We start from the raw sequence: 12,285 nt of genomic DNA, 5'->3' as shown, positions 1-12,285 counted from the left end.
CAGTATGAGCGACTTTGTTCCGGTGGCTTCCGCAAGCGACTTTGGCGATCCCGATCGCAAGCTGGTGGAGGTCGACGATCAACTTGTTGTCGTCGTGCAGGCGGGTGGAAAATTCTACGCCTTGGACGACGTTTGCACTCACGATGGCGGCCCGCTGAGCGACGGCGCCATCGACCCAACCGGCTGCACCATCGCCTGCCCACGCCACGGTGCAAAATTCGACCTGGCGACCGGTGCGGCGAAGACGATGCCCGCCACCAAACCGACGGTGGCCCACGAAGTCAAAGTGGAAGATGGGCAGGTTCTTGTACGACTTTCGCAGTAGATAACACGAGAGGCTTATCATGGCCATTGCCGAAGACACCATCCGCGAAGCCCTGAAGGAAGTGATCGACCCCGAGTTGTTCGTCAATATCGTCGACCTCGGTTTGATCTACGACATCAAGCAGGAGGACCAGGAAAGTGGTGGAAACCACGTGGCGGTCGACATGACGATGACCAGCCCCGCCTGCCCGGCAGGGCCGCAGTTGATGGCCCAGTCGCAAGCGGCGGTGGAGAAGCTTGAAGGCGTGGACGAGGTGGAGATCAAGCTCGTGATGACGCCACCCTGGACGCCCGACCGCATGACCGAAGACGCTCGCGATCAGTTGGGCATCTTTTAAGCTTCGGCAGAGCCTTGAAGATATTCGTCTACGAATGGGTGTGTGGTGGCGGGTTTCTGGGCCGCGACGAGTCGCCACCCGATTCGCTGCTGGCCGAAGGCGCGGCGATGTTGGCCGGAGTGGTCGCGGATTTCGCGGCGCTGGAGGCCGAAGTCGACCTGATCTTGGGTAGCGACGACAAGGTCGCGCTGCACGACCGCGCGGTGGTCCACCGAGTGGCAACGGGCGCTGAACGAGACGAAACGTTTGACCGGCTCGCTTCGACTGCCGACTACACGGTGGTGATTGCACCTGAGTTCGAGGGCATTCTGCTTGCACTCAGCCACCGAGTCGCAGGGCAGGGGGGAACGCTACTTTCGCCACTGCCCGAGTTTGTCGCGATCGCCAGCGACAAACAGTCCACGGCCGAACGGTTGCATGGTGCAAAGATTCCAGTACCCAAGGGGACGGTGCTGATGCCCGGCGAACGATGCCCCAGCGGTTTTCGCTACCCAGCCGTAGTCAAACCGATCGATGGCTGTGGTTCGCTTGGAGTGCAGCTCGTGCAAGAAGGCGACCAACTGCCTCGAGGTGATGGTGCCTACCGGCTGGAGGAATTTGCCGCCGGGCAGCCTGCCAGCGTGTTGTGCATCTGCGGACCCGAGCAAGTCGTTCCGCTCGAGCCCTGCCTGCAGCGATTGGCTGGCGGTGAAGACTTTTCCTATCAGGGCGGTGCGTTGCCTCTCGATGAGCCGCTGCGCGAGCGCGCTGCGAAACTCGCTTTGGCCGCTTTGGAAGCGATGCCACCCGCTCGGGGGCTGGTGGGGGTCGATATTGTGCTGGGTGAGGCCGCCGATGGTTCTGCCGACTACGTGATCGAGGTGAATCCGCGCTGCACGACATCTTACGTTGGCCTGCGAGCGGCGTACGACGAGAACCTTGCACAGCTCGCGCTGGCCGTGTCGAATGGCGAGCAGGTAACGCCGCCCGAGATCTCGCGACGCGTGGAGTGGGATGCCACGGGCGAAGTGCGGATTCTCGATTGAGCTTGGAACATGACGAAGTGGCTGGGCATCGACGTCGGCGGAGCCAATCTAAAACTTGCCGACGGCCGGAATTACGCCCACTCGTCGCCCTTTGAACTATGGCGACACCGAGACACCTTAGCGGACGCCATCGAGTCGCTACTGGCCGACGCCCCAGCGTTCGACGCCCTGGCAGCCACCATGACGGGTGAGTTGGCCGACTGCTACGAGACCAAGGCCGAGGGAGTTCGCCATATCGCAGCTTGTCTGCAACGCGCGAGCGCCGACCGGCAGCTAGCGGTCTACTGCGTGGATGGTCGCTTTCGCGACGCCCAGCACGTAGCCGATGCGCCGCTGCTCGCGGCAGCAAGTAACTGGCACGCGCTAGCGCGCTACGCAGCGCGGCAACTGCCTGAGCGAACGGGCTTGGTGGTCGACATGGGTTCGACCACCACCGACGTCATTCCCGTCGTGCGTGGCGAAGTCGCCACCGCTTCGCAAACCGACACCGATCGACTGCTGGCCGGCGAATTGGTATACACCGGCGCGGGGCGTACTCCGCTGTGCGCCATCGTGCGCGAGTTGCCCTACCGCGGGCGGAATTGCCCCATCGCTGCGGAGCTGTTTGCCACAACACTGGACGTGTATCGAGTGCTTGGTTCGGTTGCTGATGCTTCTTCGCCAACTGCCGATGGTCGTTCGGCGAGCGTCGCAAATTGCATCGATCGCTTGGCGCGGCAAGTCTGCGCCGACCGCGAATCGTTCACCTTGGAAGATGCGGTCGAAGCGAGTCGCTACGTCCAGTGCGCGCAACTCGCTTCACTTCGCCAGGCCATCGACAAAGTTGCGCAGCCACTGGCGACCAGTTCGGTAGCGGCGGTGGTGTCGGGCAGCGGCGAAGCCGTCGCCCGCGACGCGTTGCAGTCGAGCGACTTGGTGGGAGAGGTTGTGTCGCTGTCCGATCGGATTGGCCAGGCCCAAAGCGACTGCGCAGCAGCCGCGGCGGTCGCTGCCCTGGCGGAGGAAATGTAGTGGGCGCGGCCATAGAAGTAGTCAAGATTGGAGGAAGCCTGCTCACACGAAACGACTTCGTTCCCGCGATGCGCCAGTGGCTCGAACAGGCCAGTCGCAGCCAGCCCGCTGTGCATCGTGTACTGATCGTGGGTGGCGGAGCCTTGGTCGACGCACTGCGGACGCTGGACGCCACGACGCCCATCGATTCGGTGGCGGCGCATTGGCAAGCGGTGAGGTTGATGCAGGTTGCCGGGATGGTGGTGGGGAATTGGCTGCCCGAATGGCCGCTGGTCGACCGCTACGACGACCTGCTGGTCCGAATCGCCAAGCCTGGCGTCAGCCTGTTTCTGGCCGAGGGGTTTCTCCGCTCCGAAGAGCCTGATCTGCCGGGCAATCCGCTGCCGGTCGGCTGGCAAGCGACGAGCGATTCGATCGCCGCGCGGCTGGCTATATGCCTCGAGGCCGGGAGTCTGGTACTGCTGAAGTCCCGCGAGGCGTCGCCCGAAGAGCGGTCCGACTGGCAGCGGGCGGTCGCCGGTGGTCTGGTGGACGAGTGCTTCCCACGGTTGGCCAAGCAGTTGCCCGTTGTCCGGATACAGACCCTGCCTGGGCACGATGGGTAGATGATTGTTCGTTGACACCGGCCGTCGCGGCCGGGTATCATGTAGATCTCTCGGAACACCCACCTACCTACCGGAATCGGCGACGAGGCATTCCCCCGGCTTGCCGGGGTTGCGCCCCATGGTTTGAGCTCCCGCATGCTCGAACTATCGCCCCCCGCCTAACCACGCGATTAGGAGGTCGCCACGTGTCAGGACCCAGGCCGTCTAGAACGCATTCTGACCATCCCTTTCTCACCCAACGCACTGCCTCGCGCACTGTCTTCTTGGCATGTGGCATGGTGCTCTTGTTCGCCTGCGCGGTCCCCCGCGCACACGGCTACACCAAAGAGAGCCCAGAGGTTCGGGCGATGGTGGACAAGGCCAAGAAGTTTCTGGAAGACAAAAGCGAAGAGCAACGACTGGGCGGACGCTGCCTGATTGGTTTGGTGTTTATCAAGGAAGGGGAGAAGAACCACCGGTTTGTCAAAGAAGCCATCGAGGAATGCCAGAAGGCGGTCGGAGAGGGAAACGCCGGGGACGTCTACTCCAATGGTCTAGCGATCATCTTCCTGAGCGACCTCGACGCTAATACGTACAAGAAAGAGCTGCAGTTCTTCATGGACGCGATGCTCCGACGCCAGAAGCAGCACGGCGGTTGGGGATACGACGGGCGAGAGACTGGTGATACGTCGCAGTCGCAGTACGGTTGCCTTGGATTCTGGGAAGCCTACCAACACAGCGTTTCGATCAACACCGGATCGATCGACAGAGTGGCCCGCTGGCTGATCAACACACAGGACCCCAGCGGCGCGTGGGGCTACCAGGGCGTGGTCGGCGCGCCAGGCCAGCTGAAAGAACAGAGCGAGATCACTTGTTCGATGGTCTCCGCGGCGATGGGCAGCTTGCTGATTTGCGCCGATCTGATCGGCATCCTCGAACCCAGTGCCAAGGCCAAAGAAAAGAACAACTTGCCCGCGCAGATCATCATCAAGAGCGATCGCAACGCCAGCCGTCCGCGTTTGTCCGGCTCGACGATCAACCGCGAGCAGCTACTGCAAGCGGTCGAACGAGGCGATGCCTGGATGGACAAGCACTACGAAGTCAAAATCGAACGCTATACCTCTTACTACCTCTACGCCTTGGAACGCTACAAGTCGTTGCAAGCGGTGCTGGACGGATCGAAGGATCCCGAGCCAGAGTGGTACAACAACGGCGTCCGTTATCTCATGGAGACTCAAGGGGAGGACGGATCGTGGGAGACCGGTTGCGGCTTTGAGTGCGATACCGCGTTTTCCATTCTGTTTCTTATCCGTTCGATGGAGACGGCTTACGGAAAACTAGGCGAAGGGGCAGCGTTTGCCGGACGGGGTATTCCGCGTGATCTGAAGAACGCCAAGATTCGCGGTGGGCAACTGGTGATCTCGAAGCCCAAAGCCAATTTGGTTGACTTTCTGGGCGACTTGGATGACGACAAATTGGCCGAGATGGACGACGTGATCGCTGGCAACAGCCCTCTGGATATCGGCGAAGTGGACGAAAAGAGCATCCGGCAACTCAGGCAGATGGTCCGCGGCGATCAACCAGCCGCACGGATCGTGGCGGTCAAGGCCCTCGCCCAGACCGGAGACTTCGAGCAAGTGCCGACACTGCTGTACGCCTTGGCGCATCCCGATCCACGCTTGGCGATCGAGGCCCGCGATGGCCTGCGGTTCATCAGCCGCCGATTTGAGGGCTTCGGATTAAAAGACAAGTTTACCCGCGAAGAACAACTGGAAGTAGTCGACAAGTGGGTCAAATGGTACCAGGGCGTTCGACCCGACTCGGCAGTGGTACTGGATTGATCTGCCAAAGAGCCATTACACAGAACGCCGAGCATTTGAACTTCCCTTCGCTCGCACAGGAAGCCGACAATGAGCACAACTCCACCGACTCTGTCCAGTGAAACTGGTCACCGGTATCGATTGCAGGTCAATGCATACGACCGGGTCTCGAGTCTGTTGGTGGCGCTGCTCGTTCTGATGGCCGCGACCGTTTCTGCGTTGGTTGTTGTGTTCCTGTTCCGCCAGTTCAGTCCCGAAGTCGGTCGCGAACAAACAACAACGTTCGGCCCCCCAGTAACGGCGGAACTGCCCAACGGGTATGCCGAGGACATCGAACCGGCTGGCGCCGAAGACGCCCCCGAGGATCTTCCGCCGCAGTTGCAGGAGACGCTCCAGCAACTCACCCAGGCCGTCTATAGCAAGACCGCCGTGCTGGCCGCCGACATTCCATCGGGCGACACCACTGCTGGCCGCGGTCCGAAAGTTGGCAACAAGCATCCGACCGGGAGCGACCACATCGGGCCGATGCCGATTCAAGAGCTGCGTTACGACCCCAAGTCGGACCTGGACTACGCCCAGATGATTGACTTCTTTGGCGGAGAACTGGCGGTGCTCGATCGGCGGGCCAACAAGCTCTATTACGCCGAGGACCTGTCGAACCAGTCGCCCACGATTCGCGAGGGCACACCCGAGGAAGAGAACAAAGCAAACCGCTATCGACTGCTGTCGAGTGGCGAACTGAGGAAGTTGGAACAGCGGCTGGCTACGAAGCTTGGCATCATGCACCGCGACGCCATCATCCTGGTGTTCTTCCCAGAAGAGACTGCGAACCAGTTCTTCCGGGAAGAAGCAGCGGCAATGCGGAAGAATGGTTACGAAAAACTGGAAGATGTGGAACGAACCGTGTTCCGCGTCACCCGGAAGGGCGACAAGTTTGAGATCGCCGTTGAGGAACAAACGTATTTTTAGCACGCACCGCCGGCCCACGCGTTGCAGCCGCGGCCTGACGGTTGGCTGTGAGCCCAGAATGGCCGTTTGCCCCTAGTTATTCCAATCTGCCTAAATATACTGGAAAGATTGTCAACCGCCCCCGGTCGCAAAGGAAGCCGACAATGAGCACAACCCCGCAGCACCAGGCACGTCCTAGTGCCGTTGGTCGTCGGTACCGGTTGGAGGTTAACGCATTCGATCGAGTGTCGAGTTTGCTGGTGTCGCTGTTGGTGCTGATCGGCACGACGGTGGCCGTGATGCTCATCGTGTTCTTGTTCCGACGCTTCAGTCCGGAGACCGAGCAGCCGATGCTGCAGCGGATACCTAAGATGCGGGGCGAGCCGCCCAAGGGGTACGAAGAAGACATCGAGCCGCCCGGGCTCGAAGACGCGCCGACCGACGTGCCACCGCAACTGCAGGACACGCTCAAGGAGCTGACCAACGCGATCACCAGCAAGACCGCCATGCTCTCCAACGAGGTGTTCCAGTCGGATGCCGCGCAGTCGGGCTACGGCACCGGTAAGGGGCATAAGGACTACGATGGCACCGGTGGCGAAGGCGGCAACATGCCACTGCAGGAGCTTCGCTTCGACCCTGCCGACGACGCCGACTACGCCCGCATGATCGACCACTTCGGTGGCGAGTTGGCGGTGCTCGATCGGCGTAACAACAAGGTGTACTACGCCAAGAACCTGGCTCAGGCCAAACCAACGGTTCGCGAAGGCACACCCGAGGCAGAAAACAAAGCGCAGCGGTACCGGTTGCTCGCCGGTGGTGTGCTCAGCGAAATCGAACTCCGCCTGGCCCGCAAGGCGGGCATCATGAAGGCGGGCGCCATCATCCTGGTGTTCTATCCCGAAGAGACCGCCAACAAGTTCTTCGTGGCCGAAGAAAAGATGATGTTCAAGAACGGAGTCAAGGAGTTGGAAGCCGTGGACCGCACCGTCTTCCGTATCACTAAGGAAGGTCGCGACTACGAGATTAGCGTCGAAGATCAGAAATACTTTTAGCATATCCTTTCCGTGAGACCCGATGGACGTCCTGTTTAACGTAGTTGGTATTGTCGTATACGTAGCCCTGGGGCTTCTGGCGCTGTGGGGCGCGTTCTGTGCGGTGCTGGTGTGGCGCCGCGTCGGTCAAGTTCGCTTCGACGACGAAGACGAACAGGATGAATTCCTCACCGAACTCGACGCCTCCCTAGGCCAAGGCAACTACCCGGCGGCCATCGAGCTATGCGAAGACGATCGTCGGGCGCTGCCGCAATTGGCGCTGTTCGCGATCGAGAACCGCAGTATCGGCATCGCCAAACTGCAGCGACGCCTGTGGGAGCGGTTCCAGCAGGATGTGCTGGCCGATATCGAGCACCGCTTGAGCTGGGTGGCCACGGTGGTGAAGAGTGCCCCGATGGTCGGGCTGTTCGGTACGGTGCTCGGTATGATGGGTGCGTTCCGCGGCATTGCCGTCGGCGGCTCCGATGTCGATCCCGGCGCGATGGCCGGCAATATCATGCTTGCGTTGATCACCACCGCCTGCGGCCTGGCGATTGCCGTGCCGCTGCTGATCGTGACCAACAGCATCGTGGTCCGTATTCGAAAAATGGAAGACCTTGTCGGGTTGGGGATCGGCCGTTTGGTGGACTCCTTGAAGATGGCATTGGCTCGCTCCAAGTAGTTTCCGCTGTATCCCGCTGTCGCCTGAACGCAGATAGAACCAACCATGTCCATCAACGACAAACTCGATTCGGTCGTAATGAAACGCGCCGAAGGCTCCGTGGCCCTCTCCGAGGACGACGAGGAATTTGTACGCCCGCCGCGTTCGCCGCGCGACGAGGAAGATCTGGACATGGACATCACACCGATGATCGACATCACGTTCTTGCTCTTGATCTTCTTCCTGGTTTCGTCTCGCCCCGACGAGACCACAGCCATCCAGCTTCCCAAAGCCGTGCATGGCGATGCGGTGAGCCAGCGTTTCTCGTCGGTCATATCCGTCGGCGAAGGCGGTATCGATCAGGCGCCCGTGTTTCGTGGCGATGGCAAGTTTCCACAAAACGAGCTGTCGCGCGATCCGGAGACCCGAAGCGAAGAGATCGCCCAGCACATCCAGGCGGGGGTGGCGGAAGGTAAGACCGATGTGGTGATAAAAGCCGACCGCGGCGTCGCCTGTCGCGACATCGACGGCGTGTTAAAAGCCGTGTCGAAGGTGGATAAAGTTGACATTTACCTCGGCGTCCTTGAATCCCATTCCAACTGAGGTTCGCGGGCGAGTAGGTCTTGGGGCAGGGACCTACTCGCCTGCGGCCAATGTTGGTGAGTTAAGCAGAAGATAACCCCTCCGCATCAATCCCCTACTTAATGTCCACCGATCTCATAGACACGACCGACAACTACTCGCCGCCGGCGCCGAAGAAGCGAACGGACGACGAGTTGGACATGACGCCGATGGTGGACGTGACGTTTCTGCTGCTGATCTTCTTCATGGTCACCGCCGCCTTCGCCCTGCAGAAGGTGCTGAAGATTCCGCCGGTGAACGACGACGAAGTTTCGGCAACGCCTGTAGACGACATCGAGAAGGACTCGATCGTCATCGCGATCGATGCGGACAACATCTTTTGGCTATCCGCGCCGCTGTGGGACGAGCCGTCGGTGAAGGCGACATCGTCGCTCGATATGCGCGCCAAAGTTCGCGAAGCGCGGCAAGGCAAGGGCGGAACGCCCGGCCCAGCCAGACTGATTGTTCGCGCGCACGAGGAAGCGGTATATGAGAAACTGGTCGACTCGATCGACGCCGGCGCGGCCGCCGGAGTGAACGATGTCAGCGTTTCGATACTCGAAGACCACGAGTTCTAGCTACCGCTGCGCGCACAGGTACTTACAACGCACATTCACGTTACGAACAGAGAATCGATGACAGCCGAAGAATTCATTGACGTGCTGGAGGCGAAAGAATTGCTGCCAGCCGCCATGATCGAGAAACTTCGCAAGAAGGTGGCCTCCGGCGGGAGCAAGCCGCTTACGGCCAAGTCGCTCGCGCGGTTCTTGATCGACAAAGGGCTGCTGGAAAAGCAGGTGGCGATGGAGGCCCTGGCCGCCGGAGGCGAAATCAAGCCACCGCCGGAGCCCGAACCCTCCGGCGAACCGTCGGGTGTCGATCTGCCGATGGACCAGCTGCAAGATCTGAGCAGCTCGGCCGAGTGGTCGATGGACGAAGCTGCCGGAGGTGGATTCGCCGAGCCCGAAGCAGAGCCCGCCGCGGATGGCAAAGCCGCGAAGAAGAAAAAAAAGAAGAAGAAAGGCAAGAATCAGAACGAGTGGGATTCGCCACTGCTGCTCATTGGCGGTGGCTCGTTGGTGTTGCTCGTGGTGGTGGGCCTGTTGGTCTGGTTCATCATGTTCGCAGAGAATGCGGACAATCTGCTGTCGACCGCGCGAAGCGAGATGGCCTCCGGTTCCTATGGCAACGCGATTGCCAACTACGAAAAGTTCGTCGAGGACTATCCCGGCAATGCCGAGTTCAGCAAGGCCCGCGTCGAACTGGCCATGGCCCGTATCCGTCAGACGCTCGAAACGGGCAACGAGAGCCTGGCGTTTGACAAGGCTCAGGAAGAACTACGTGCGATCGCCGACCAGCCGGATTTCAATCAGGCGGAAGAGAACCTCAGCGACTTGATACCCCGTATCGCCCGCGGACTGGCCGACGACGCAGCGGCGAGCGAAGACCTGAACGCCACGAAGGAGTTGTTCGAGAAAGCCACCACCGCACTGGGCTGGGCGAACAACACCAAGTACATCCCCAAGTCTCGGCGAGACAACACCGAACTGGAAGAGATTCGCGCCACGCTGGATCGCATCGAACAGCGGCAGCAGTCGCTTTCCGACCTGGACGAAACACTCGCCACGATCGAAACCAAGACCTCCGAGGGCGATATCGCGGCCGCGTTCGCCGCACAGGAGGCCCTGGTTGAGAAACACCCCTCACTCATCGGCAATGCGCGACTGGCGGAAGCCTTGCAGAAGATCTCCGTTGCAGAGCAACAGAGCGTACACTTTGTCGAGGAGACGATCGACGCCGAAACCACCGAGCCTGATAACGCGTTAGTGGCTGTCTTGGCGGTGGCCAACCGCCGCGTGCCCGGGAATTCACCCGCCAGCGGCGCCATTTGTGCTCAAGCCGACGGCGTCGCTTATGGCCTCGATGCGGCCACCGGCAACGTGCTGTGGCGCAGGTACACTGGCCCCGCGCTCACGGCGACCGATCCAGTGAGCATTGGCAGCGATGTGCTGCTGGTGGAATGGCACGCTGGCGAAGGTGGCAAATCGCAGCAAACGCTCGCCCGAGTCGAAGCGGCATCGGGCAAGTTGGTCTGGCGGTTGTCGATCGACGACGAGCTAGCACCGCCTGTGTTGGTGGGAAATAACATCCTGCTCGCCGGCGCTTCTGGCAAGTTGCACATCGTCAACAGCGACACCGGGCAGCGTACGGGCTATGTGCAGTTCGCCCAACCATTGCGAGTGGCGCCAGCCGTGAATTCCCAAGCTGGCGTGCTTTACCTGGTGGGCGAGCGTTCGAGTGTCTACACCATTTCGGCCGACGATTACTCCTGCAAGGGAGTGTACTACACGAATCACGCCCGAGGCTCCGTTACGGCTCCGCCTGCGGTGGCACTCGATAAGGTGTTGCTGGCCGAGTCCGATGGCGCGGACACTTCCAAGGTGTTGCTCTACGCGGTGGACGGCAGCGGGCTGCTCGCCAGTCAACTCGCCGAACAGCGTATCGCCGGCCGCGTGGTGACTCCACCGATGGTTGAAGGACGGCGAGTCACCGTGGTGACCGACCGTGGCGCCGTGACCGTGTACGAAGTGAGTGCAGGGCCGGACGGCGATCCACTCACCGTGCTCGCCAGCAGGGCAGGGCGGTCGTCGCAACCCTCACCGCCGCACGCGGCTGTGCTCGACGGGAAGATCTGGCTGGCAGAGAACTCACTGGCGAAGTACGCCATCGCACCTGCTGGTAATCGCTTAGTGGCCGAAGCGCTTGACGACGACTACAACCGCTCGCAGTTCGTCGGGCCGTTAATCGGCCGCGATGGGGTGCTGTTCCATACGCGTGCCAGGCGTCGCCGCGCGGGCTTCACGGTCACCGCCTGTAGCATGCAAAACGGCAAGCCTTACTGGGCCGCCGACGTGGCAGCGCCGCCGGCCGACAATCCTCTGGCGAGCACCTCGCCCGTGGCGTTGCTCGAATCGGATGCCAACGGTCGCGTGTACCGTTTCGATCCCGATGCCATCAAGAACCGAGTCCAAAACGAGTCGTTGAATCAACCGACGCCCGGCGTGGCGCCAGTGCTCTATGAGTTCGCCGAGCTGTTGCCGGGCGGGGCGGCCGTGTTTGCCGCTCCCGGTTCCGACTCCGCGCTGCTCTACTCGCCCAGCGGTGCCAAGCCGCTCACCAAACTCACTTTACCCTCGGCGCTTGCATGTCGCCCGACAGCCTTTGCCGAAGGATGGATAGCGCCGCTCAGTGTTGGCCAGGTGTTCGTGCTGGATGCTGAATCGGGTAAGCCGCTGGCCGCCCCATTCCAGCCACCGCTCGAGGCCGGCCGCTCGGTCGCCTGGCTGCCTGCAGCCGTCGTGGATGGGGAGCAGTTGCTAATCACCGACGGAGTCGCGAAAGTCTACCTGCTCGACTACGAACCGGGCTCGGCGCTTACCATCGCCGCGGAAGCCGATTTAGACGTGTCGCCACTGGCCAGTGGGTTCGTTGTTGTCGGCAACGTCGCGATAGCGCTGGCGGAGAACGGCCAGATCGTTATCCACCAATTGCCAACGCTTGATGTCGGCGAGTCGCTGAACACCGGCGGACGCGTAGAGTGGGGGCCGTATCCGGCTGGCGACATTGCTCTGTTGGCAACTTCCAGCCAACTGATGGCGATCGATTCCAGTGGGAAGTTTGCCTGGGAAGTTCCTATCACCGACATGCAACTTGCCGGTCCGCCGTTGGTGCAGGGAGAGTCTATGGTGCTGGCCGCCCAGAACGGCACGGTCGTGAAACTCTCGCTTGCCGATGGTAGCGAGCAGGGCAGGGTCGACGTCGGCGAGCCGATCGCCGCAGGTCCCGTGATGCTCAACAACTTGTTGGTGGTCGCCGGCCGCGATTCCGCACTCCTTGTGATCAAATCCCCTTGAGCCGCCCG

12 protein-coding genes are annotated in these 12,285 nt (G+C 61.2%); all 12 read left to right on the top strand.

Annotation, left to right across the window (positions count from 1 at the left end):
- Positions 1-4 precede the first annotated feature (4 nt).
- The 12 genes from ACQK2L_RS21615 (at position 5) to ACQK2L_RS21560 (ending at position 12,277) form a co-directional block, all read left to right on the top strand.
- Entirely contained in the window at positions 5-325 is a 321-nt protein-coding gene (locus tag ACQK2L_RS21615) for a Rieske 2Fe-2S domain-containing protein (protein ID WP_425399125.1), read from the top strand.
- 19 nt (positions 326-344) lie between these two features.
- Positions 345-662 (top strand): metal-sulfur cluster assembly factor, encoded by a 318-nt coding sequence (locus tag ACQK2L_RS21610; protein WP_425399124.1) that lies wholly within the window; start codon positions 345-347, stop codon positions 660-662.
- Positions 663-676: 14 nt separating this feature from the next.
- Positions 677-1,687, top strand: a complete 1,011-nt coding sequence (locus ACQK2L_RS21605; protein ID WP_425399123.1) for an ATP-grasp domain-containing protein — start codon at positions 677-679, stop codon at positions 1,685-1,687.
- A gap of 9 nt (positions 1,688-1,696) precedes the next feature.
- Complete coding sequence (locus ACQK2L_RS21600) at positions 1,697-2,698, top strand: hydantoinase/oxoprolinase family protein (protein ID WP_425399122.1); 1,002 nt, start codon at positions 1,697-1,699, stop codon at positions 2,696-2,698.
- On the top strand, positions 2,698-3,303 hold the full coding sequence (locus ACQK2L_RS21595) for a hypothetical protein (RefSeq protein WP_425399121.1): 606 nt from the start codon (positions 2,698-2,700) through the stop codon (positions 3,301-3,303). The genes ACQK2L_RS21600 and ACQK2L_RS21595 overlap by 1 nt, the downstream gene beginning before the upstream one ends.
- A gap of 275 nt (positions 3,304-3,578) precedes the next feature.
- A complete protein-coding gene (locus ACQK2L_RS21590; protein ID WP_425399120.1) occupies positions 3,579-5,123 on the top strand; it encodes a hypothetical protein in 1,545 nt (514 codons plus the stop codon).
- 69 nt (positions 5,124-5,192) lie between these two features.
- Positions 5,193-6,071, top strand: coding sequence for a hypothetical protein (locus tag ACQK2L_RS21585; RefSeq protein ID WP_425399119.1), 879 nt, complete (start codon positions 5,193-5,195; stop codon positions 6,069-6,071).
- 143 nt (positions 6,072-6,214) lie between these two features.
- Entirely contained in the window at positions 6,215-7,102 is an 888-nt protein-coding gene (locus tag ACQK2L_RS21580) for a hypothetical protein (protein WP_425399118.1), read from the top strand.
- Positions 7,103-7,124: 22 nt separating this feature from the next.
- Positions 7,125-7,763 (top strand): MotA/TolQ/ExbB proton channel family protein, encoded by a 639-nt coding sequence (locus ACQK2L_RS21575; protein ID WP_425399117.1) that lies wholly within the window; start codon positions 7,125-7,127, stop codon positions 7,761-7,763.
- Positions 7,764-7,808: 45 nt separating this feature from the next.
- Positions 7,809-8,345: an ExbD/TolR family protein gene (locus tag ACQK2L_RS21570; protein ID WP_425399116.1), complete on the top strand. Its 537-nt coding sequence runs from the start codon at positions 7,809-7,811 to the stop codon at positions 8,343-8,345.
- 101 nt (positions 8,346-8,446) lie between these two features.
- A complete protein-coding gene (locus tag ACQK2L_RS21565; RefSeq protein ID WP_425399115.1) occupies positions 8,447-8,941 on the top strand; it encodes an ExbD/TolR family protein in 495 nt (164 codons plus the stop codon).
- Between the two features lie 57 nt (positions 8,942-8,998).
- Positions 8,999-12,277 (top strand): PQQ-binding-like beta-propeller repeat protein, encoded by a 3,279-nt coding sequence (locus ACQK2L_RS21560; RefSeq protein ID WP_425399114.1) that lies wholly within the window; start codon positions 8,999-9,001, stop codon positions 12,275-12,277.
- Positions 12,278-12,285: the final 8 nt, after the last annotated feature.

The organism is Aeoliella sp. (assembly GCF_965227375.1).
Classification (GTDB): Bacteria; Planctomycetota; Planctomycetia; order Pirellulales; family Lacipirellulaceae; genus Aeoliella.
The sequence above is the reverse complement of the archived record's forward strand: the minus strand, read 5'-3'. Positions and strand labels throughout refer to the sequence as shown.